The sequence below is a fragment of the Kitasatospora sp. NPDC001175 genome (assembly GCF_053598215.1).
The window spans coordinates 42,631-65,101 of sequence record NZ_JBSFJU010000005.1 but is presented as its reverse complement, the minus strand read 5'-3'; the positions used below and the strand labels follow the sequence as shown (position 1 = coordinate 65,101).

General features: G+C 69.9%; 15 protein-coding genes, 2 tRNA genes, 2 pseudogenes and 1 riboswitch. Of the genes and pseudogenes, 3 read left to right on the top strand and 16 right to left on the bottom strand.

The features are described from left to right. Positions 1-26 precede the first annotated feature (26 nt). The 8 genes from rodA to folC all read right to left on the bottom strand — a co-directional run bounded on the left by rodA (position 27) and on the right by folC (position 9,090). Entirely contained in the window at positions 27-1,226 is a 1,200-nt protein-coding gene (rodA, locus tag ACWDAK_RS05640; RefSeq protein ID WP_344638451.1) for a rod shape-determining protein RodA, read from the bottom strand. Beyond that, positions 1,223-3,451 carry a penicillin-binding protein 2 gene (gene mrdA / locus ACWDAK_RS05635; RefSeq protein ID WP_344638450.1) on the bottom strand — a complete coding sequence of 743 codons (2,229 nt, stop codon included), beginning with the start codon at positions 3,449-3,451 and terminating at the stop codon, positions 1,223-1,225. Before mrdA ends, rodA begins: the two co-directional genes overlap by 4 nt. Positions 3,452-3,464: 13 nt before the next feature. Next, positions 3,465-4,103, bottom strand: a complete 639-nt coding sequence (gene mreD, locus ACWDAK_RS05630; protein ID WP_344638449.1) for a rod shape-determining protein MreD — start codon at positions 4,101-4,103, stop codon at positions 3,465-3,467. A 3-nt stretch (positions 4,104-4,106) separates the two neighbouring features. Continuing rightward, a complete protein-coding gene (mreC, locus tag ACWDAK_RS05625) occupies positions 4,107-5,159 on the bottom strand; it encodes a rod shape-determining protein MreC (RefSeq protein WP_344638448.1) in 1,053 nt (350 codons plus the stop codon). Between the two features lie 94 nt (positions 5,160-5,253). Beyond that, on the bottom strand, positions 5,254-6,279 hold the full coding sequence (locus ACWDAK_RS05620) for a rod shape-determining protein (RefSeq protein WP_344638518.1): 1,026 nt from the start codon (positions 6,277-6,279) through the stop codon (positions 5,254-5,256). 482 nt (positions 6,280-6,761) lie between these two features. Further along, positions 6,762-7,175, bottom strand: coding sequence for a nucleoside-diphosphate kinase (gene ndk / locus ACWDAK_RS05615; protein WP_344638447.1), 414 nt, complete (start codon positions 7,173-7,175; stop codon positions 6,762-6,764). Between the two features lie 176 nt (positions 7,176-7,351). Then, positions 7,352-7,690 carry a DUF4233 domain-containing protein gene (locus tag ACWDAK_RS05610; protein ID WP_344638446.1) on the bottom strand — a complete coding sequence of 113 codons (339 nt, stop codon included), beginning with the start codon at positions 7,688-7,690 and terminating at the stop codon, positions 7,352-7,354. Positions 7,691-7,692: 2 nt separating this feature from the next. Beyond that, positions 7,693-9,090 (bottom strand): bifunctional tetrahydrofolate synthase/dihydrofolate synthase, encoded by a 1,398-nt coding sequence (gene folC / locus ACWDAK_RS05605; RefSeq protein ID WP_425557739.1) that lies wholly within the window; start codon positions 9,088-9,090, stop codon positions 7,693-7,695. 759 nt (positions 9,091-9,849) lie between these two features. Between folC and ACWDAK_RS05600 the strand changes: the two are divergent. After that, positions 9,850-10,550, top strand: a pseudogene (locus ACWDAK_RS05600) (glycosyl hydrolase family 18 protein); the annotation flags it as partial. Between the two features lie 13 nt (positions 10,551-10,563). Here ACWDAK_RS05600 and ACWDAK_RS05595 read toward each other — a convergent pair. After that, positions 10,564-11,121, bottom strand: a complete 558-nt coding sequence (locus tag ACWDAK_RS05595) for a hypothetical protein (protein ID WP_344638445.1) — start codon at positions 11,119-11,121, stop codon at positions 10,564-10,566. A 715-nt stretch (positions 11,122-11,836) separates the two neighbouring features. Next, complete coding sequence (locus tag ACWDAK_RS05590) at positions 11,837-14,473, bottom strand: valine--tRNA ligase (RefSeq protein WP_344638444.1); 2,637 nt, start codon at positions 14,471-14,473, stop codon at positions 11,837-11,839. 182 nt (positions 14,474-14,655) lie between these two features. On the opposite strand from ACWDAK_RS05590, the gene ACWDAK_RS05585 reads away from it, so the two are divergent. Continuing rightward, positions 14,656-15,492, top strand: a complete 837-nt coding sequence (locus ACWDAK_RS05585; RefSeq protein WP_344638443.1) for a hypothetical protein — start codon at positions 14,656-14,658, stop codon at positions 15,490-15,492. A 340-nt stretch (positions 15,493-15,832) separates the two neighbouring features. On the opposite strand, the gene clpX is transcribed toward ACWDAK_RS05585, so the two are convergent. The 5 genes from clpX to ACWDAK_RS05560 form a co-directional block, all read right to left on the bottom strand. Further along, positions 15,833-17,122 carry an ATP-dependent Clp protease ATP-binding subunit ClpX gene (gene clpX, locus ACWDAK_RS05580; RefSeq protein ID WP_344638442.1) on the bottom strand — a complete coding sequence of 430 codons (1,290 nt, stop codon included), beginning with the start codon at positions 17,120-17,122 and terminating at the stop codon, positions 15,833-15,835. Between the two features lie 497 nt (positions 17,123-17,619). Further along, positions 17,620-18,282 (bottom strand): ATP-dependent Clp protease proteolytic subunit, encoded by a 663-nt coding sequence (locus tag ACWDAK_RS05575; protein ID WP_344638441.1) that lies wholly within the window; start codon positions 18,280-18,282, stop codon positions 17,620-17,622. A 47-nt stretch (positions 18,283-18,329) separates the two neighbouring features. Continuing rightward, positions 18,330-18,959 carry an ATP-dependent Clp protease proteolytic subunit gene (locus ACWDAK_RS05570; RefSeq protein WP_425557746.1) on the bottom strand — a complete coding sequence of 210 codons (630 nt, stop codon included), beginning with the start codon at positions 18,957-18,959 and terminating at the stop codon, positions 18,330-18,332. A 240-nt stretch (positions 18,960-19,199) separates the two neighbouring features. Beyond that, on the bottom strand, positions 19,200-20,573 hold the full coding sequence (tig, locus tag ACWDAK_RS05565) for a trigger factor (protein ID WP_344638440.1): 1,374 nt from the start codon (positions 20,571-20,573) through the stop codon (positions 19,200-19,202). Positions 20,574-20,973: 400 nt separating this feature from the next. Further along, positions 20,974-21,047, bottom strand: a tRNA-Pro gene (locus ACWDAK_RS05560). A gap of 175 nt (positions 21,048-21,222) precedes the next feature. Here ACWDAK_RS05560 and ACWDAK_RS05555 point away from each other — a divergent pair. After that, positions 21,223-21,296, top strand: a tRNA-Gly gene (locus ACWDAK_RS05555). A gap of 135 nt (positions 21,297-21,431) precedes the next feature. Here ACWDAK_RS05555 and ACWDAK_RS05550 read toward each other — a convergent pair. Next, positions 21,432-21,830, bottom strand: a pseudogene (locus ACWDAK_RS05550) (M23 family metallopeptidase); the annotation flags it as partial. Positions 21,831-21,964: 134 nt separating this feature from the next. Then, a riboswitch (cyclic di-AMP (ydaO/yuaA leader) is annotated at positions 21,965-22,120 on the bottom strand. Positions 22,121-22,471: the final 351 nt, after the last annotated feature.

The window sequence follows — 22,471 nt, the reverse complement described above, 5'->3', positions numbered from 1 at the left end:
AAGAGTAGCCGAACCGGCCGGGCGGCTCAGATCCCTATCGGGCGCTGGGTGCGGACGCACTGGAGCAGTCCGATGCCGATCCAGACCGCGAACATCGAGGATCCGCCGTACGAGACGAACGGCAGCGGGATGCCCGCGACCGGCATGATGCCGAGGTTCATGCCGATGTTCTCGAACGCCTGGAAGGCGAGCCAGCTGATCACCCCGGCGCAGACCACCGTGTCGAACAGGTTGGTGGCCTGCCGGGCGATCTTGCAGGCCCGCCAGAGCACCACACCGAGCAGCCCGATCAGCGCGATGCCGCCGACGAAGCCGAGTTCCTCACCCGCGACCGAGAAGACGAAGTCGGTCTGCTGCTCGGGGACGAACTGCCCTATGGTCTGGGTGCCGTGGAACAGGCCCATGCCGGTCAGCCCGCCGGAGCCGATGGCGATCCTGGCCTGGGCGGTGTTGTAGCCGACACCTGACGGGTCGAGGGCGGGGTTGGCGAAGGCGGCGAAGCGGTCGATCTGGTACTTGCTGAGGATGCCGAGCTGCCAGACCGCGATCGATCCCGCCGTGCCGGCGACCAGCAGGCCGAACACCCAGCGGTTGGGCGCGCCGGAGGCCAGCAGGATGCCCAGGATGATCACGCACATCACCATCACCGAGCCGACGTCCGGCATCAGCAGCACCAGGCCGATCGGGATCCCCGCCAGCCCGAGCGCCTGGATCACGCTGAGGTGCGAGGGGATCTCCCGCTCACCCGCGTCCACCTGGGCGGACAGCAGGAGCGCCATGCTGAGCACGATGGCCAGCTTGGCGAACTCGGCGGGCTGGATGGAGAAGCCGCCGCCGAACTGGATCCAGGAGTGCGCGCCGTTGATGGTGGAGCCGAGCGGGCTCAGCACCGCCCCCAGCATCAGCAGCACCACGGCGTAGACGACGGGGACCGCGGTACGGACCCGGCGGCTCCCTATCGTGATCACCGCGCCGCACAGCACCAGGCCGATCAGCAGGTTGGTCAGGTGCCGGTAGAGGAAGTACTGCGGGTCGCCGTGGGTGAGCGAGTCGCGGCCACGGGTGGCCGACCAGACCAGCAGCGAACTGCCCAGCGAGAGCGTCAGAGCGGACAGCGTCAGTATCCAGTCCAGCCTGCGCAGCGGGGAGTCCTTGGCCAGCACCCGGGCCAGTGTGCCGCGCTCCGGCGCCAGCCGGACGGGGCGGTACGAGCCGTACGAGGTCATGCCCGGCCCCTTCCGGTGGAGCGGGTGGGTTCCAGCGCGGCCGGCAGCACGGTGGCCGGGGAGGCCTGGGCGCCGGCCGGCTGGGCCGGGTCCAGGAAGGCGGACCCGGCCGGGTAGCCGGCCTGCTGGATGATGGCGGTGCCGTCCGGGTTGAACTTGGGCAGGTCGGTCTGCGGCTTGGGCAGCAGCGCCTTGGAGTTGTCGATGCCGCCCTTGTCGTCCACGCCGTACAGCGCCTGGTAGATCCGTCGTACCGCGTCACCGGAACCACCGGAGCCGGTACCACCCTGGCTTATCGTCATCACGACCGCGTAGTCCTTGCTGTACGTGGCCAGCCAGGAGGTGGTCTGCTTGCCGGCGACCTCGGCGGTTCCGGTCTTGGCGTGCAGCTCGATCTTGTCCTGCGGCCAGCCCGAACCGACGAACTTCCAGGCCGCGGTACCACCGGTGATGACGCCCGCGGTGGCCTGGTCGATGTAGCTGAGCAGCTTGCCGTCGTCGGGCAGCTTGCCGTCGACGTGCGGGGCGATCTCGCGCACCGGCGTGCCGTCCGGGCTGACGATGGCCTTTCCTATGGTCGGCCGGTAGAGCGTGCCGCCGTTGGCGAGAGCGGCGTAGATCCGGGCCATCTGCAGCGGGGTGACCAGGGTGTCGCCCTGGCCGATGGCGAAGTTGACCGAGTCACCGGCGCGCATCACGTTGCCGTCGACGCAGTTCTCACGGGCGATCTGGTCGGTGTAGTCGTGGCCGCCCTTGGCCGCCTGGGCGCACCAGGCGTCCTTGTTGGCGTCGTAGAAGGACTGCTTCCACTGCCGGTCCGGCACCCGTCCGGTCACCTCGCCGGGCAGGTCGATGCCGGTCTTGGCGCCGAGGCCGAACTGGTGGGCCGTCTTGAAGAACCAGTCGGCCGGGTCCTTCTTGGGCTTGATGCCGCCGTCCTTCATCCACTGGTCGTAGGCCAGGCCGTAGAAGACGGTGTCGCAGGAGACCTCCAGGGCCTTCTCCAGCGAGATGTCACCGAAGCTCTCGCTCTCGAAGTTCTTGAACTCGCGGCCGCCGATGGTCATGCTCTTCGGGCACGGGTAGTGGCCGTCGAGCGAGTAGCCGGCCTGGACGGCCGCCGTGGTGGAGATGACCTTGAAGGTGGAGCCCGGGGCGGACTGGCCCTGGATGGCCCGGTTGAGCAGCGGGTAGTTGGAGTCCTTGCCGGTCAGGCTCTGGTAGTCCTTCGCCGAGATGCCGCCGACCCAGAGGTTGGGGTCGAAGGTCGGAGCACTGGCCATCGCGACGATCCGGCCGGTGTGCACGTCCATCACCAGGGCGGCACCGGAGTCCGCCTCGAAGTTCTTCTGGGTCTCCTTGTCGTAGGTCTTGCGGGCGTCGGACATGGCCTGCGCGAGGTTGTCCTCGACCACCTTCTGCACCCGGGCGTCGATGCTGGTGACCAGGTTGTCGCCGGGCTTGGCCGGGGTGCGCCCGGCGCTGCCGATCACCCGGCCGAGGTTGTCGACCTCCAGCCGGTCGACGCCGGTGGTGCCGCGCAGGTCGTCGTCGTAGACCGACTCCAGACCGGCCCGGCCGACCTGGTCGGAGGGCTGCCGGCGGTCCCGGCCGGACTTGCCGGCGCTCTTGGCGACCTCGTCGTCAGTCACCGGGGAGAGGTAGCCGAGGACCTGGGCGGCGTTGGCGCCCTCGACGCCGGTGTAGCGGCGCAGCGCGGTGGACTGGGCGGTGATGCCGGGGAAGTCCTCGCGGCGCTCCATTATCTGCATCGCCTGCTGGGTGGTGGCCTGCTGGGTCACCGGGATCGGCTGGTACGGCGAGCCGTTCCAGCAAGGCTGCGGGGTCTTGGCGTCGCAGAGCCTGACCTTGTTCTCGACGTCCTTGACCGGCATGCCGAGCACCTCGGCGAGCTTGGTGAGGGCGGCCTTGCCGTGGTCCTTCTGCTGGAGCAGGGCGGTGCGGCTGACCGAGACGACCAGCTTGGTCTCGTTCCCCGCGAGGATCCGCCCCGAGGCGTCCAGGATCTCACCGCGCACGGCGGGTTCGACCACCTCGCGGATGTGGTTGCCCTGGGCCTTGGCCGCGTACTCGCTGCCGTTGCGGACCTGCAGGTACCACAGCCGGCCGCCGAGGGTGGCGAGCAGGGAGAGCACCAGGATCTGCAGGACGACCAGTCGGATCGTCACCCGCCGGGTGCGGCCGGTCTCCGGAATGTTACTCATGTGTGGTCCCCCCTCACGGGCGCTTGGCGAGGCCGGGCAGGCGCTTCTTCTTGTAGGCGGGCAGCGGTGAGGCCTCCCGGGTGGTCTTGTAGCGGGCCAGGCTGCCCAGACCGGAGCGGTTGCCGTCCTCGGACTCCATCGCCGGGCGCTCACCGTCGACGCGGCGGGCCAGCAGCATCACGGCCGGCACCACGAAGGGGGCCAGCAGCAGGTCGTACAGCAGCGCGCTGAACACCAGGCCGGTGAGGCCGACATGGCGGGCGGCGGTGTCGCCGACCAGCGCGCCGACCACGGCGTACAGGAGGGTGGAGAGCACGGCGGCGCCGGCCACCACGAACAGCGCGCTGACCGCCGAGCGCTGGCGGCCGCCCTCGGGGCGGAGCAGGCCGGCGGCGTAGCCCATCAGGCAGAGCACCAGGGCGTAGCGGCCCATGGCGTGGTCGGAGGGCGGCGCGACGTCGGCGAGCAGGCCGGCGGCGAAGCCGACCAGGCAGCCGCCCGCCGGCCCGTACACCAGAGCCAGGCCGACCACCATCAGCAGCAGCAGGTCCGGTGTGGCGCCCGGGAGTTGGAGTCGGCCGAGGATGCTGACCTGGATCACCAGGCCGAGCAGCAGCAGAACGGCGGCAAGCAGGATGCGGCCAGGACGCATGGGTCAGTTCCCCCCTGAGGGACTGGGCTTCGCCGCGGCGGAGCCGGCTGCGGCCGCGCTGGGGACGGTGCTCGCTCCGGTGGCACCGGCCGCGGCGGACGGTACTGACGCGCCGGGGGCCACGGGGGCGCCGGGAGCGTCGGGGGTGACGGGGACGACCGGCTGGGTACCGGGGGCGACCGACGGGGTCGGGGCCGGGGACGGCGGCAGTACGGCGTCGCGCGGGTCGGTGCGCGGCGGGACCACCACGATGCCGACCAGGTCGAGCCGGGTGAACTGGACGTACGGCTGGACCAGGATGGTCTTGGTGAGCTGCCCGGGCGTCGCCTCCACCTCGACCACCTGGCCGACCGGCACGCCGGGGACGAACGGGCGGCCGCTCTGCGAGCCGAAGGTGACCAGCCGGTCGCCCGCCTTTACCTGGGCGCGGCCGTTCAGCAGCGAGACCCGCATCGGGCCGGTGCCCTGGCCGTTGGCGAAGCCGATCTCGTTGCTGCCCTCCAGCCGGGTGCCGGCGGTGAAGCCGGGGTCGGAGGCGAGCAGCACGGTGGAGGTGGTCGGGCCGACGGTGGTGAGCCGGCCGACCAGGCCCTGGCCGTTGATCACCGTCATGTCGCGGGCGAGGCCGTCGTTGCTGCCCGCGTCGATGGTGATGGTCCAGGAGAAGCCCTGGGCGGCGCCGATGGCGATCACCTGGGCGGCCTTGATGGTGTAGCCGCCGGCTCCGGCGGTGCGGAGCATGTCGTCGAGCTGCTTGGTGCGGCCCGCGGCGGTGTCGGAGGAGGCCAGACGCTGGCGCAGGTCGGTGTTCTCGCGGGTGATCTGGTCGAGCCGCTGCTGGTGGGTGCCGGCGTCGCGGATCGCCCGGACGGTGCCCGCGACCGGGTCGACGAGGCCGGAGGCGGCCCGCTCGACCGGCCCGAGGGCGTCGGCGGCGGCCCGCCGGGCACCGTTCAGTGGGGAGCTCTCACCGCCCCTGATGTCCACGGTGATCAGCGCGAAGGCGACGGCTACCAGCACGACGAGCAGTAGCCGGCTCTCTCGGGTGTCCCTCACGGTGGTGGAGCTGCCCCTTCAGTTCCTGACCTCGCCCGTGCCGTGCGGCGCGGGCGAGGGCCGTTCAGTTGAAAGACTGTCAGTTTCGGACGGGTCAGCGGCGCGGCTGCGCGTCCAGCACCTGCTGGAGCGCCTCGAACTCCTCGACGCACTTGCCTGAGCCGAGTGCGACGGAGTCCAGCGGGTTCTCCGCGATGTGGACCGGCATGCCGGTCTCACGGCGCAGCCGCTCGTCCAGGCCGCGCAGCAGGGCGCCGCCGCCGGTGAGAACGATGCCGCGGTCCATCACGTCACCGGCCAGCTCGGGCGGGCACTGGTCGAGGGTGGTCTTGACGGCGTCGATGATGGAGTTCACCGGCTCGTCGATGGCCTCGCGGACCTCGGCCGCGGAGATCACCACGGTCTTCGGCAGGCCACTGACCAGGTCGCGGCCGCGGATCTCGGCGTGCTCGTCCTTCTCGCCCTCCAGCGCGAAGGCGGAGCCGATGCTCATCTTGATCTGCTCGGCGCTGCGCTCACCGAGCAGCAGGCTGTACTCCTTCTTGATGTGCTGGACGATCGCGTTGTCCAGCTCGTCGCCGGCCACCCGGAGGGACTGGGCGGTGACGATCCCGCCGAGCGAGATCACCGCGACCTCGGTGGTGCCGCCGCCGATGTCCACCACCATGTTGCCGGTGGGCTCGTGGACCGGCAGGCCCGCGCCGATCGCCGCCGCCATCGGCTCCTCGATGATGTGCACCTGGCGCGCGCCGGCCTGGGAGCTGGCCTCGATCACGGCGCGGCGCTCGACCCCGGTGATGCCGGAGGGCACGCAGACCACGACCCGGGGGCGGGCCAGGTACCGACGGCGGTGGATCTTCAGGATGAAGTAGCGGAGCATCCGCTCGGTGATCTCGAAGTCGGCGATCACACCGTCCTTGAGCGGGCGGATGGCGACGATGTTGCCGGGGGTCCGGCCGATCATCTTCTTCGCCTCGGAACCGACCGCCAGGATGCCGCCGGTATTGGTGTTGACCGCCACCACGGAAGGCTCGTTGAGGACGATCCCCTTGCCCCTGACGTACACCAGCGTGTTGGCAGTACCAAGGTCGATCGCCATGTCACGGCCGATGAACGACAGATTGTTGGCCATGGGGTGTGCAGTGCCTTCCCGAACTCGGAGTCAGATGGCGGGGAGCAGGCCGGTGGTGACGCTCGCCCACGGCAAAGGGGCGGACTTCAGCTGAGCAGCCGTACCGGGCCCATGAGTTGTGTCCATCGTAGCCACGCCGGTCAGCACGAGCGGCGAGTGAGGTTCGCCGCCCATTCTCGGGGGACTCGATGGCTTCTTCCTGGATTGGGACGCCGTGTCGAGGTCGGGAGTTCCGTTATTTGAGGATGAAAAGTTGAGAGTCACCTGGTCGGGCCAGACCTCGCCCGAGCCTGCGGACGAGCCGACGCCGAAGGGGGCGGACGGCCCTGGACGCTCCAGCACGGAGCATGCCGGAGTGAGGGTCGCCGCCGCCTGCGGCACGGCCGTCGGCCGGCACGGCGGGCAAGGGCGCCCGGAGGTGGTGGCCGAGTGGCGGTACCCGGCCCGACCAGGTCCCTCCCGGACCTCGATCAGGCGTGCGCGGGGAAGAAGATCTTGATCTCGCGCTCCGCGGACTCCGGGGAGTCGGAGGCGTGGATCAGGTTCTCGCGGGTGATGGTCGCGAAGTCACCGCGGATGGTGCCGGGGCCCGCCTGCAGCGGGTCGGTCGCACCGGCCAGCACGCGGATGCCCGGGATCACGTTCTCGCCCTCGATGATCATGGCGATCGACGGGCCCGAGGTCATGAACTCCAGCAGCGGCTCGTAGAACGGGCGGCCGACGTGCTCCGCGTAGTGCAGTTCCAGCGTCGCCCGGTCGAAGGTGCGCAGCTCGACGGCAGCGAGCTGCCAGCCCGCCTTGCGCTCGATACGGCTGATGATCTCGCCGGCCAGGCCGCGCTTGACGGCATCGGGCTTCAGCAGGACGAGAGTGCGCTGGGACACGGTGCGGCTCCAGGGGAATCGGTGGGGCGTGGTGTATACGGCCTCACCCGAAGATTACCTTGGGTGAGCAGCGGCGATGCGCCCCCGGCCCCCCTGGACGCGGAGCCGGCTCCGCCCCGGTCGGCGAGGCCCGCAGATCACGAGCCGGCGTCGCGGAGGCGGAGCCGGAACGAGCCTCAGGCAGCCGCCGCGGCCTCGCGCGCGGCCTTGATCTGGTCGATCCTCCGGCCGTAGTGCACCGAGCACCACCACAGGCCGGCGAAGACCGCGCCCAGGCCGAACATGGTCGGCAGGACGAAACCGCTGGCGATCAGGCCGATCTGGAGCGCCCACCCGACGGCGACCGCGCCGGGGCGGGTGACCGCACCGCAGAGCGCGACGCACAGCAGCATCGCGATACCGGTGACGGTCCAGATGGTGGCGGTGGAGACGTGGCTGAGCTGCATGGCGACCAGTCCGGCGAAGAGCAGCAGGAGCGCTTCGCCGATCAGGGTCGAGGAGCACAGGGTCCGCATGACTACTTCCTCCCGAGCAGCAGGCGGGCCTCGCCCACCGTGATGACCGAACCGGTGACCAGGACTCCGGCGCCGCCGAGGTCCTCCTCCTCGGCCAGGGTGACGGCCGCCTCGATGGCGTCGTCCAGCCGGGGCTCGACCTGGACCCGTTCCTCGCCGAAGATCTCCACGGCCAGCGCGGCCAGGTCGTCCACCGGCATCGCGCGGTGGGTGGAGTTCTGGGTGATGACCACCTCGGCCAGGATCGGCTCGAAGACCTCCAGCAGGCCGGAGACGTCCTTGTCGCCGCTGGTGGCGATCACGCCGACCAGCTTGGTGAAGCCGAAGGACTCACCGAGCGCGGCGACGGTCGCCTCGGCGCCGTGCGGGTTGTGCGCCGCGTCCAGGATCACGGTGGGGCTGCGGCGGACGATCTCCAGCCGGCCCGGCGAGCGGACCCCGGCGAAGGCATCGCGCACCTTGTCCGGGTTCAGGTTGCCGCCGCCCGCACCACCGACACCGAAGAACGCCTCGACGGCCGCCAGCGCCAGGGCCGCGTTGTGCGCCTGGTAGGCGCCGTGCAGCGGCAGGAAGATCTCCTCGTACTCGTAGCCGCCGAGACCGCGCAGCGTCACCATCTGCCCGCCGACGGCGACCTCACGGTGGATCACGCCGAACTCCATGCCCTCGCGGGCCACCGTGGCATCCACCTCGACGGCGCGCCGCAGGATGGTCTCGGCGGCGTCCAGCGGCTGCTGGGCGACCACGGCGAGCGCGCCCTGCTTGATGATCCCGGACTTCTCGACCGCGATCTCGCCAGTGGTCTCGCCCAGCTTGTCGGTGTGGTCCAGGCCGATCGGAGTGATCACCGAAACGGCGGCGTCGATCACGTTGGTGGCGTCCCAGGAGCCGCCCATGCCGACCTCGACGATGGCCACGTCCACCGGGGCGTCCGCGAAGGCCGCGTAGGCCATGCCGGTCAGCACCTCGAAGAAGGACATCGCCACCGGCTGCTGGGAGTCCACCATCTGCACGTAGGGCTCGATGTCGCGGTAGGTCTCGACGAACTTCTCGACGGCGATCGGTTCGCCGTCCAGGCTGATCCGCTCGGTGACGGACTCCACGTGCGGGCTGGTGTAGCGGCCGGTACGCAGGTCGAAGGTGGTGAGCAGCTGCTCGACCATCCGGGCGGTGGAGGTCTTGCCGTTGGTGCCGGTGATGTGGATCGAGGGGTAGGAGCGCTGCGGCTGGCCGAGGATATCCATCAGCGCCTCGATCCGGTCGAGCGAGGGCTCCAGCTTGTTCTCCGGCCAGCGCTTGGCCAGCTCGACCTCCACCTCGTGCAGTCCGGCCGCCGGGTCGGCGGGGTCACTGCTGGTGGGGCGCATCGTGTACGGGTTCTGCTCGGCCTTGTCACTCACGCCCTCAGTCTACGGAGCGACGGGGCGGGCGTCGGAGCGGGATACGGCCGGGCAGGCCGTGACGGGCGGGTGCCTGCGCTCCGCCGCGGCGGCACGGAAATGATCGTTCAGCGCGGATTCATCACCTGATGTCGCTTTCCGCCGGGAGGCCCGAGGCCCACCGGGCGGTCGACGGGCGGTCCGGGGATCGGGGGCCGGCGCCGCGCGTGGTCCTTCAGGGCACCCGTGGGACGAGCCCGGGCAACGGGGGTGGGCCACCGGCGGCGGGCGGTAGGTGCGGCGGCACACCGACCGGCCACAGGGCGCTGGGCGCGACCGCCGCACCGCGTCCCGGTCGAGCGCGGAAGCCTTCCCGGACACGGGCCCCATGTCCTGGCGCACACCCCCGGCCACCGGTCTTGACAGCGGAATTGGCCTACTCCACCTTGTGAGTCAAGTCCCGTTCAAAGGAGGGGACTTGCCCCTGCACCGCACCCATCTACATCCCCCACTGGAGATGGCATGCGCGCAAGACCCCGTCATGTCCGCCCCGCCACCGGCGCCTTGGCCGCGCTGGTCGCGGCCGCGCTCGCCCTGGTCGGCCTGCTGCTCGCCGCCCCGGGCGCCAGGGCCGCCGATGTCGACCTGATCGCCAATGGCGGCTTCGAGAACGGTCTCGCCAGCTGGAGCTGCACCGCGAACTCCGGTCAGGCGACCAACAACCAGGCACACTCGGGTGATTGGGCCCTCCTGGCGGCCCCGACGACGAGTGACGACGCCCAGTTCAAGGCCGACATCGCCGCCAAGCACCGGGCCGGCAAGCGGGTGTCCTCTCCGTCGGCGGTCAGAACGGCACCGTCTCGGTCGCCGATCCGACCGCCGCCGCCAACTTCGCGAGCAGCGCGTACGCCCTGATGCAGAACTACGGCTTCGACGGGATCGACATCGACCTGGAGAACGGTGTCAACGCCGCCTACCTGAGCCAGGCGCTGCACTCGCTGGCGAGCAGGGCGGGCGGCGGGTTCATCCTCACCGTGGCGCCGCAGACCATCGACATGCAGTCCACCGGCACGGAGTACTTCAAGTTGGCGCTCGATGTGAAGGACATCCTCACCATCGTCAACATGTAGTACTACAACTCGGGTTCGATGAACGGCTGCGACGGAAACGTCTACTCGCAGGGCACCGAGGACTTCCTCACCGCCCTCGCCTGCTTCCAGCTGCGCGGCGGCCTCGCACCGAGCCAGGTCGGACTCGGCGTCCCCGCCTCGACCAGCGCGGCCGGCGGCGGTTACGCCAGTTCGAGCACGGTGAGCGCCGCGCTGGACTGCCTCGCCTCCGGTACCGGCTGCGGCTCCTTCAAGCCGGGGCAGACCTGGCCGGGGATCGGCGGTGCGATGACCTGGTCCACCAACTGGGATGCGAGCAACGGCGGACAGATCGCCGGCTCCGTCGGCAGCCACCTGCACACCATGCCGTAGCGCCGGCTCCCGGTCAGTACCGCCGGGCCTCCGGAGCGCCGGAGGCCCGGCCGGTCCGGTCGCCGTGCCGCGCCCGCAGATCGGCCACGACCTGCTCGACCTCCCCCGGCGGCAGCAGCGGCAGCATCATCGCCACCGCCTGCAGCAGTCCGCCCAGCAGGTAGGTGGTATCGGCCGTGGACGCCACCAGCGCCCGCACCGCCGCGACATCGCTCGAGCCGACCGCCTCGATCAACCGGGCCGCACCCACGGCGTCCTCGTCCACCGCGACCGCCCCGGTGTCCGCCGGCGCCCGCCGGACCAGTGCCCGCAGCACCCGGTCGCCCACCTGGGGCGCGTACGCCTTGCGGACCGCCTCGGCGGCGATCCACACCAGCAGCGTGGTCACCTCGCGTTCGGCCCCGTCGTCCAGAAGGCAGTCGAGTTCGTGGTCGAATGCGAGCTGATTGCCGTGCCGGAAGGCGAGCAACAGGGTCGCCACGCGGGACTTGGCCACCTCGACCTCCTCCGCGGACAGCTCGTCGGCCAACTCCTCGGTCACCACCACGCCGTGCCCTCCCGTCAGTCGCAACACGAACTCCCTGGACTTCTGCTCACCGTACACAGTGCACCTGCAAAATTCGGTGAACTCGCTCAGGTAACAGGCACGGAGGAACAAGCCGGGGACAACAAGACTTCCGAGCGGCCGCAATACCCGGGAATGAGCTGGGTATCGGGGCCAATTACACGGCAGTTCAGAGGCGGATCGCCGCCGCCATCGGCTCCTCGCTCCGGCGCTGCGCGCCCCTCCACGACAGCCCGCCGCCCGGACCCGGCGACACCGTCCAACACACAGACCACCACGCCCGGCCTGGTGCCGTCTTCGCCGCCACGCCGACGCCGAGCGCTTCACCGGTCCGGTCCATCGCGGTGACGGAGGCTCATTGAGCACAATCCCCTTGCCGCGCAGGTGGAGCGGCATGCCGGCCGTTCCGAGGTCGATGCCAATGCCCGATCCCTGTCCGCGCCGCACACTCGTCATTGGCGGCCACCCGTTCCGCCGTTTCCGTCTCCTCGCGCTCATCCGGACATCCGGCTTCGGGGCATGGGCACGTGAGGAATTCGACCGAACGGGTTATCAGGAACTCTGCCGGCGCTGCCGAATGACGTCCCGGGATCAAATGCCTTAAGCGCCGGGGGCTTTAGTCCCCCCCTGTCGTCAACTCACCTGCCGGGTAAGCACCGAGGGCCGCACCGCCCGCCGCTTCGGCGGGTGGTGCGGCCCTCGACGGGTGCCGGGTGGCGGATCAGCCCTGCGGCAGCGCGGCCAACTGGGCGGTGATCCGGGCGATGTCGGCCTCGGCGGCGACCTGGCGGGCACGGATCTTGGCGACCACGTCGTCCGGGGCCTTGGCCAGGAAGGCCTCGTTGCCGAGCTTGCCGGAGGTCTGCGCCTTCTCCTTCTCGGCCGCTGCGAGGTCCTTGGCCAGGCGCTTGCGCTCGGCCGCGACGTCGATGGTGCCGGAGAGGTCGAGGGCGACGGTGGCACCGGCGACCGGCAGCGAGGCGGTGGCGTGGAAGCCCTCCTCCGGCGCGGTCAGGCGCAGCAGCGAGCGGATCGCGTCCTCGTGCGCGACCAGGACGGTACCGGCCAGCTCCAGCTGGGCCGGGACGCGCTGACCGGGCTTGAGGCCCTGGTCCGAGCGGAACCGGCGGACCTCGGTGACCACCTGCTGCAGCGTGGCGATCTCCGCCTCGGCGTCCGCGTCGCGGAAACCGCTGTCCTTCGGCCACTCGGTGACCACCAGGGACTCGGCGCCGGTGAGCGTGGTCCACAGGGTGTCGGTGACGAACGGGACGATCGGGTGGAGCAGCCGCAGCGTGACGTCCAGGACCTCGCCGAGGACCCGGCGCGAGGCGTCGGCCTGCGGGCCGCCCTTGGCCAGGGTGGTCTTGGAGAGCTCGACGTACCAGTCGAACACCTCGTCCCAGGCGAAGTGGAACAGGGTGTCGCTGAGCTTGGCGAACTGGTAGTCGTCGTAGAGCGCGTCCACCTCGGCGACGGTCGCGTTCAGACGCGACAGGATCCACCGGTCGGCGGCCGTCAGCTGCTCGGCGGGCGGCAGCTCGCCGGCGACCGTTGCGCCGTTCATCAGCGCGAATCGGGTGGCGTTCCAGATCTTGTTGCAGAAGTTCCGCGAGCCCTGGACCCAGTCCTCGCCGATCGGCACGTCGGCGCCCGGGTTGGCACCACGCGCCAGGGTGAACCGGACGGCGTCGGCACCGTAGGCATCCATCCAGTCCAGCGGGTCGACCACGTTGCCGAAGGACTTGGACATCTTCTTGCCGCGCTCGTCGCGGACCAGGCCGGTGAGCGCGATGGTGTGGAACGGCGCCTGACCGTCCATCGCGTACAGGCCGAACATCATCATCCGGGCGACCCAGAAGAAGATGATGTCGTGGCCGGTGAGCAGGACGTCGGTGGCGTAGAACTTCTCCAGGTCCGGGGTCTGCTCGGGCCAGCCCAGCGTGGAGAACGGCCACAGGCCGCTGGAGAACCAGGTGTCCAGGACGTCCTGGTCCTGGTGCCAGCCCTCGCCGCTCGGCGGCTCCTCGTTCGGGCCGACGCAGACCACCTCGCCGTCCGGCCCGTACCAGACCGGGATCCGGTGGCCCCACCACAGCTGGCGCGAGATGCACCAGTCGTGCATGTTGTCGACCCAGGAGAAGTAGCGGCCCTCCAGCTCCTTGGGGTGGATCTGCACCCGGCCGTCGCGGACGGCGGCGGCCGCCTCGCGGGCCAGCGGCTCGACGTTGACCCACCACTGCAGGGACAGCCGCGGCTCGACCACGGTATTGCAGCGCGAGCAGTGGCCGACCGCGTGCATGTAGGGGCGCTTCTCGGCGACGATGCGCCCCTGCTCGCGCAGGGCGCCGACGACGGCGGAGCGGGCCTCCAGGCGGTCCAGGCCGAGGAAGGGGCCGTGGACGGTGATCAGACCGTGCTCGTCCATCACCGTCAGGGACGGCAGGTTGTGGCGCTGGCCGATGGCGAAGTCGTTCGGGTCGTGCGCCGGGGTCACCTTGACGGCGCCGGTGCCGAACTCCGGGTCGACGTGCTCGTCGGCGACGACCGGGATCTCACGGTCCGTCAGCGGCAGCTTGATGGTGCGGCCGATCAGGTGCTGGTACCGCTCGTCGTCGGGGTGGACGGCCACGGCGGTGTCGCCCAGCATGGTCTCGGCCCGGGTGGTGGCGACGACGATCGAGTCCTCGCCCTCCCCGTAGCGGATGGAGACCAGCTCGCCGGGGACCTCCTCGTGCTCGACCTCGATGTCGGAGAGCGCGGTGAGGCAGCGCGGGCACCAGTTGATGATGCGCTCGGCGCGGTAGATCAGGCCGTCGTCGAACAGCCGCTTGAAGATCGTCTGGACGGCCTTGGAGAGGCCCTCGTCCATGGTGAAGCGCTCACGGGACCAGTCGACACCGTCGCCGAGCCGGCGCATCTGGCCGAGGATCTTGCCGCCGTACTCCTCCTTCCACTGCCAGACCTTCTCGACGAAGGCCTCACGGCCGAGGTCGTGGCGGGAGAGGTTGGACTCGGCGAGCTGCTGCTCCACCTTGTTCTGGGTGGCGATACCGGCGTGGTCCATACCGGGCAGCCAGAGCGTCTCGTAACCCTGCATCCGCTTACGGCGGGTCAGCGCGTCCATCAGCGTGTGCTGGAAGGCGTGGCCCAGGTGCAGCGAACCGGTGACGTTCGGCGGCGGGATGACGATGGTGTACGCGGGCTTGTCGCTCTTCGCGTCGGCGGTGAAGTAACCGCGGTCCACCCAGCGCTCGTACAGCTCGCCCTCTACCTCGGCCGGAGCATAGGTCGTCGGGAGGGTGGCTGCGTTGTCCCCGGGAATGGCGTCGGGGCGCTGGTTCGTCGTGTCGGTCACGACACACAGTTTACGTACGGCGGGAGGTGCCCTACTAACGCATTGCTGGCGAGCCACTCCGACAGGCTGACACTCCGGTACGGTACCGTGCCCGGTACTCGTGCACCCATTTGTACGAGTACCGGGACGACGAACACACGCCACAACACAGGCCGCGGACGCGGTGGGGGAGAGCGAAGCCGATGTACGGCCAAGGGCAGCAGTATCCGCAGGGCCAGCCGCAGCAACCTTACGGGCAGCCGCCGCAGTACGGCCAGCCGCCGGCACCGCAGTACGGCGCGCCGCAGCCGCCGCAGTACGGGGCGCCCCAGCCGCCGCAGTACGGGCAGCAGCCGTACGGCGCACCGCAGCCGCCGATCGGCTACCAGCAGCCGGCCCCGCAGCAGAAGAGCAGCACCGGCCTGATCGTCGGCCTGGTGATCGGCGCGGTGGTGCTGGTCGGCGGCGGTCTCGGCGCGTACGCGCTGATGGGCGGCAAGAACGGCGGGGGCGGTCTCACCGGCGGGGGCGGCTCCACCGAGGGCCAGTACAAGCTCTCCGCGCCGGCCAGCCTGGACGGCGGCTACGTCCAGAAGAACACCACTGACGCGCCGGCCGACCCGTCCAAGATGCCTCCGGGCTTCACCTCGGTCGACGGCGCCATGCTCGCCATGTACAACAAGGCGGGGTCCAGCACCGACCTGGTCACCGTCGGTGGCAGCTGGGGCAAGATCCCGGACCCGGGTGCGGCCCTGAACGGGGCCAGCAGCCAGCTGACCTCCAACACCTCGATGACCTGGAAGACGCCGCTGGCCGAGGTGGACGCCAAGGAGAGCAAGGACTCGGGTGGCAAGCTCTCCTGCGGTGTGATGAGCCGCGGTGCCCTGGAGACACCGGTATGCGTCTGGGCCGACCACTCGACCCTGGGCTCGGTCACCTTCACCCACATGTCGCTGACCGGCAAGGTGCAGGCGCTCTCGCCCTCCGAGGCGGCTGACCGGACCCGCGCCATCCGCGACGCGGCCCTCGTCGCCAAGTAGCGGTTCCCACGGCCGGCCACCCGTCCCACCGACCCCGAAGGCGACCTCCGCGTGTCCGAGCGCAATCCGTTCGCCGCGCCGCCGTCCGACGCTCCGCCCCTGCCTGGCGCCCCCGGCTGGACTGCACCCATCGCAACTCCGGCTCCGGAGAGGCCTTCTGCGTCTGGGCCGACGGCAGCTGCCTGGTCACCGTGACGGAGTTCGACGACGGGCCACAGACGGACCTGGGCAGGCTCGCCGCCGACACCCGGGAGCTACGTCAACTCGCCGAGGTCAAGAAGTAGTTCGGGCAGCGCGAAGGGGCCCCGCCGATCGCTCGGCGGGGCCCCTTCGCGGTGTCTCAGGCGCTCTTGTCGCGGCGCTCGCGCTTGATCATGTCGCGCGGGACCAGAGTCGGGATGGCGTGCTTGGAGACCACGTCACCGGTCACGACCACGCGGGCGACGTCCTGGCGCGAGGGCACCTCGTACATCACGGACATCAGCACCTCCTCCATGATCGCCCGAAGTCCGCGGGCACCGGTACCCCGCAGGATCGCCTGGTCGGCGATGGCCTCCAGCGCGTCCCGGGTGAACTCCAGCTCCACGCCGTCCAGTTCGAAGAGCTTGCGGTACTGCTTGACCAGCGCGTTCTTCGGCTCGGTGAGGATCTGCAGCAGCGCCTCGCGGTCCAGGTTGTGCACGCTGGTGATCACCGGCAGGCGGCCGATGAACTCGGGGATCATCCCGAACTTCACCAGGTCCTCCGGCATCACCTGGCGGAAGTGGTCGCTTGCGTCCAGCTCCCGCTTGGAGCGGATGTTGGCACCGAAGCCGATGCCCTTGGCACCCGCCCGGCCCTCGATGATCCGCTCCAGACCGGCGAACGCACCGCCCACGATGAACAGCACGTTGGTGGTGTCGATCTGGATGAACTCCTGGTGCGGGTGCTTGCGGCCGCCCTGCGGGGGCACCGAGGCGGTGGTGCCCTCCAGGATCTTCAGCAGCGCCTGCTGCACGCCCTCGCCGGAGACGTCGCGGGTGATCGACGGGTTCTCGCTCTTGCGGGCGACCTTGTCGATCTCGTCGATGTAGATGATCCCGGTCTCGGCCTTCTTGACGTCGTAGTCGGCCGCCTGGATCAGCTTCAGCAGGATGTTCTCGACGTCCTCGCCGACGTAGCCGGCCTCGGTGAGCGCGGTGGCGTCGGCGATCGCGAACGGCACGTTCAGCATCCGGGCCAGGGTCTGTGCCAGCAGCGTCTTGCCGGAGCCGGTCGGACCGAGCAGCAGGATGTTGGACTTGGCCAGCTCGATCGCGTCCTCACGGCCGTTGCCGCCGCTGCGGCCGGCCTCGCCCGCCTGGACCCGCTTGTAGTGGTTGTAGACCGCGACGGACAGCGCCTTCTTCGCCAGGTCCTGGCCGACCACGTACTGGTCGAGGAACTCGTAGATCTCGCGCGGCTTCGGGAGCTCCTCGAACCGCACCTCGGAGCTCTCCGCGAGCTCCTCCTCGATGATCTCGTTACACAGGTCGATGCACTCGTCGCAGATGTACACGCCTGGCCCGGCGATCAGCTTCTTCACCTGCTTCTGCGACTTGCCGCAGAACGAGCACTTGAGCAGGTCGCCACCGTCTCCGATGCGTGCCACGAGGTGCTTCCCCTTCGCCAGGGGCCCCGCGGGGGTCCGGGGCCTGGTGCTGTGGACCGGCTGCGCCGTCGGCGTCCGGTCTCGGTATCCGACGGTACTCTGCTGAGCCGGTGAATCCGCCGACTTCGACAGCTCTGCCCTACGCCCTGGGCGAATTGATACCGAACAGATGCCGTCTCGCGGGCATGAAGCCCACAGTAGATTGTGCCGGGCCCAGGGCCCGTCCGGAACAGAACGGGAGCGGGGCGTGCGTCACTCCCCGCCGTTCGCTTCCGGGCGCTGCCGCCCGTAGCCGACGCCGCTCGGCCCCTCATCCATCACACGGGCAGGGCTCCCCCGGCCGCCTGGCCGGAGGTGCCCCCGACCCGGCGGCCGGGGCGAGGAACCCTCGTCGCCTGTCGCCCGCCCCGCACGCGGCGCAGCCGTCCACGGGCCGGCGCGGGCGCGGCCCACGGCTCGCGCGAGTCGCGCCGTGCGCCCCGCCGGAGCTGCCGAGGTCAGTCGGTCAGCGAGGTCTTGCGGGTCGAGATGATCTGGTCGATCAGGCCGTACTCCAGGGCCTCCTCGGCCGTCAGGATCTTGTCGCGCTCGATGTCGTCGCGGACCTGCTGGATGTCCTTGTTGGAGTGCTTGGCCAGCATCTCCTCCAGCTGCTCGCGCATCCGGAAGATCTCCTTGGCCTGGATCTCCAGGTCGGACACCTGGCCGCGGCCGGTCTCGGTGTACGGCTGGTGGATCAGGATCCGGGCGTTCGGCAGCGCCATCCGCTTGCCGGGCGTACCGGCGGCCAGCAGCACCGCGGCGGCGGAGGCCGCCTGGCCCATGCAGACCGTGGTGATGTCCGGCTTCACGTACTGCATCGTGTCGTAGATGGCCGTCAGCGCGGTGAAGGAGCCGCCGGGCGAGTTGATGTACATCTGGATCTCGCGGTCCGGGTCCATCGACTCCAGGCAGAGCAGCTGGGCCATGATGTCGTTGGCCGAGACGTCGTCCACCTGCGCGCCGAGGAAGATGATGCGCTCCTCGAACAGCTTGGCGTACGGGTCGTACTCGCGGATGCCCTGCGAGGTGCGCTCGACGAAGCGGGGGACGATGTAGCGGCCCTCGGCGCGCATGTCCTCCACACGCGCCTTGGCGCTGGACAGGCTGGGGATGTTCATAAGGTTATGGTCCTCCGAAGCGTGCGGTCTGGGGTCTGCTGCCGGCGTCAGGCGCTCTGGCCGGCGCCGGTGCCGCCGCCGCCGGGGACGTCCGCGGCGCTGTGCATGATCTCGTCGATCAGACCGTACTCCTTGGCCTCCTCGGGCGTGAACCAGCGGTCACGGTCCGAGTCCGCGGTGACCCTCTCGAAGCTCTGGCCACTGTGGAAGGCGATCAACTCGGACATCCGCTTCTTGGTGCGCAGCAGCTGCTCGGCCTGGATCCGGATGTCGGTGGCGGAACCGCCGAGACCGGCGGAGGGCTGGTGCATCAGGATGTTGGCGTTCGGCAGCGAGAAGCGCTTGCCCCTGGCGCCGGCGGTGAGCAGGAACTGGCCCATCGAGGCCGCCATGCCCATCGCGATCGTCACCACGTCGTTCTTGATGTACTGCATGGTGTCGTAGATCGCCATGCCGGCCGAGATCGAGCCGCCCGGGGAGTTGATGTAGAGGAAGATGTCCTTGTCCGGGTCAGCGGCCAGGAGCAGCAGCTGGGCCGTGATCTTGTTGGCGATGTCGTCGTCGACCTGCTGGCCCAGGAAGATGATGCGCTCGTTGAGCAGCCGGTTGTAGACCTGGTCCCCCAGGCCACCGAGCACGTCACCAGCGGCGGCGTGCGGCGCCATGAGGCCAGGCATCTGCATCTGCGGGAACGTCACTTAGCCACCTGCTCAGTTGAATTGGACGGGCCGCGGAGCAGCCGTCGCTTGTCGCAGTTTCACTGCGTGATTGTCGCTGTCTAAGGACCCTAACGCCCAGGCCGGGCCACGGAATCCCCCACACAGAACTGTTCGCTGTGAGCGCAGGGTCAGCATTCGAAACAGCGAGCCCGGGCACCTTCCGGTACCCGGGCTCGCCGTCGGCCACTACTCGGTGACTCAGGCCTCGGTGCTCTCCGCGGCGCCCTCGGCCTCGGCGCCCTCGTCCTCGGCGTCGTCGAAGGTGACGACCTCACCGTTGGTGTCCTTGACGGTGGCGGCCTCGACCACGGTGGCCAGCGCCTTGCCGCGGGCGACCTCGCCGACCAGCAGCGGAACCTGGCCGCCCTGGACGACCTGCTGGGCGAACTGGTCCGGGGTGAGACCCGAACCGGCGGCGCGACGGATCAGGTGCTCGGTGAGCTCCTCCTGGTTGACGCCGAGCTCCTCCTTCGCCACGATCGCGTCGAGCACGAACTGGGTCTTGATGCCCTTCTTCGCCTGCTCCTCGGTCTCCGCCAGGAACTCCTCCATGGTCTTGCCCTGGGTGGCGAGGTAGGTGTCCAGGTTCAGACCCATGGGCTCCAGCTGGTGGTGCTCCAGGTTGTGGCGGCGGGTCTCGACCTCGTCCTTGAGGAGCTTGGCCGGGTACTCCATCTCGACCAGCTTCAGCAGCTCGTCCAGGACGCGCTCCTGGGCCTGGGTGGCCTGGTCGAACTCGCGCATGCGCTCCAGGCGCTTGCGGGAGTCCTCCTTCAGCTCGTCCAGGGTGTCGAACTCGCTGGCCAGCTGGGCGAACTCGTCGTCCAGCGCCGGGAGCTCCTTCTCCTGAACGGTCTTCACGGTGACGGTGACGTCGGAGCTCTTGCCGGCCTGGGTGCCGCCCTTGAGCTCGGTGGCGAAGGTCTTGGACTCACCGGCGGACAGGCCCACGACGGCCTCGTCGATGCCGTCCAGCAGGCGGCCGGAGCCGATCTCGTAGCTGACGTCCGAGGCGGTGCCGTCCTCCGGAACCTCACCGTCGACCTTGGCCTCCAGGTCGACGATCACGACGTCGCCCTCGGCGGCGGCGCGCTCGACGTCCTTGACCGAGGAGAAGCGCTCGCGCAGCTGCTCCAGGGACTTCTCGACGTCGGCGTCCTCGACCACGATCGGGTCGACCTCGACCTCGATGGTGGAGAAGTCCGGCAGGGTGATCTCCGGGCGGATGTCGACCTCGGCGGTGAACTTCAGATCGCCACCGTCGGCGATCCGCTCGACACCCTCGATGTCGGTGATCTCGGGCTGGCCGAGGACCTCGATCTTGCCCTCGTCGACGGCCTGCGTGTAGAAGCGCGGCAGGGCGTCGTTGACAGCCTCCTCCAGCACGGCGGCGCGGCCGAAGCGCTGGTCGATGACGCGGGCCGGGATCTTGCCCTTACGGAAGCCCGGAACCGTGACCTGCTGGTTGATCTTCTTGTACGCCGCGTCGAGGCTGGGCTTGAGCTCCTCGAAGGGCACCTCGACGGTGAGTCGAACCCGGGTCGGGTTCAGAGTCTCGACGGCGCTCTTCACGGTTGGGTCTCCTAAGGGCTTGCGGTCAGGTTGTCTCCGCCCGTCCGGCTCATCCGGCGCGGGCGAGACGGGCGATGGGCGGTTGGGGCTGCATCTCCCGTACATGGTGGACGGTGAGCGTGACTCCTCGCCCTCAGGCGGTCGACCTGGGCGTATGCACAGGGACTACCGGCCAGCGGCCCATCCTACCGGTACCACGAAAGGCGGACGCCAGGCCCGCCCGCGATCAGCGCGCCGCCGCCCGATCGGGCGCCGCCTCGGCGGCGCACGATTCGGCGGCGCGCAAGACGGCCCCGGGCCCGACATGCCGTCAACTCGAAGTCGACGACGGCGGCTTCGACTGAGTGGCCGTCGGAAAAGCCAACAGGGCCCCGTCCGCTGACGAGACCCTGCCGCACTGTCGGGGTGACCGGATTCGAACCGACGACCTTCCGCTCCCAAAGCGGACGCGCTACCAAACTGCGCCACACCCCGTGGTGCCGAGAGGAAGCGTACACGTCGGTCGGGCCGCGCTCGCTGCTATATCGAGAGCCCGCCGGACATGCCCGGAACCGGAAGCAGTGTGCAAGCAACCGACCGAACCAGGTAGGCTGACCCCGTCCTCGTGACCGACAAGTCTCCGGGGGCGCCGCATGCTCACATGCGGTATGCGGGTGTAGCTCAATGGTAGAGCCCCAGTCTTCCAAACTGGTCACGCGAGTTCGATTCTCGTCACCCGCTCCAGACACTTCGGCCCCGGGCCGACGGTTCCACCGTCAGCCCGGGGCCGAAGTCGTTTTCGGGATGCCGCCGCGATGTCCCTGCGACGACCGGTCCGGTCCCCGGCCAGGGCCGGGGAGGGAGCGGACCGAAGGCGCGTCAGAGCCGGACGCCGTGGCTGACCAGGTAGCCCACCGGGTTGATGTCGGAGCCGTAGGCCGGGCCGGTGCGGACCTCGAAGTGCAGGTGCGGACCGGTGACGTTGCCGGTGGCGCCGGAGCGGCCGATCTGCTGGCCGGCGCCCACGGACTGGCCGACCCGGACGGTGATCACCGAGAGGTGGGCGTACTCGGAGTACCGGCCGTCGGTGTGCCTGATGACGACCTGGTTTCCGTACGAGCCGCCCCAGCCGGTGGTGACCACGGTGCCGCTGGTGACCGCCTTCACCGGGGTGCCGGTGGAGACCAGGAAGTCCACGCCGGTGTGGTAGCCGCTGGCCCACGCGGACCCGGCCGCGTGGTACGGGGTGCCGAGGCGGGGGTTGGCCACCGGGGCGGTGTAGGCCGGGGCCGCCTGGGCGGCGACCGTGGTGGCGGGCAGCGCCACGGCGGTGCCGGCCGCGGCGACGACGAGCGCGCGGCGGGCGAATCGGGGCAGCCGGGAACAGCGGGCGTCCTGCGCGGACATGGGGGGAGTCCTCTCCGACGCCTGCGGGGTGAGCTGTCGGGTTCGGACCGGGAGCAGCCCGGCCGCCTGGAAGCGGCTTCACCCCCAGCCGGCCCGGATCTTCGGGCGCGGCGACCTGCCTGTGGTTCCCCCGCTCCTGCCGTGCACTGCGTGAAGTGCGGCCTCCGGGCGGCGGCAGGACTCGGCGTTCCACCCGGCGGACCGACCCGGACGGTGACCGGGCTGGCTGAAGAAAAGCCGATCCGACGTACACGGAGCAAGCTCGTCCCATCCGGGCATAAGAAACACATAAAGACGCGCGGACTCGAAGTCACTCTCCGGCCGGGGCGGACTGCCCTGCGCAGTCAGGACGGTCATGGCCGGCGGGACGAATCCGTACAGAACGTTATGAATCGCACGCTCTGCGGCGAACCGAGTACCCTCCGGCATGAACGGAGGAATCTCCGGTGAGCTGCGTCACCCCATCCGCACGCGGCGTAACTGACGGTCCGTTTCCCGCCGGGGCCCGAGGC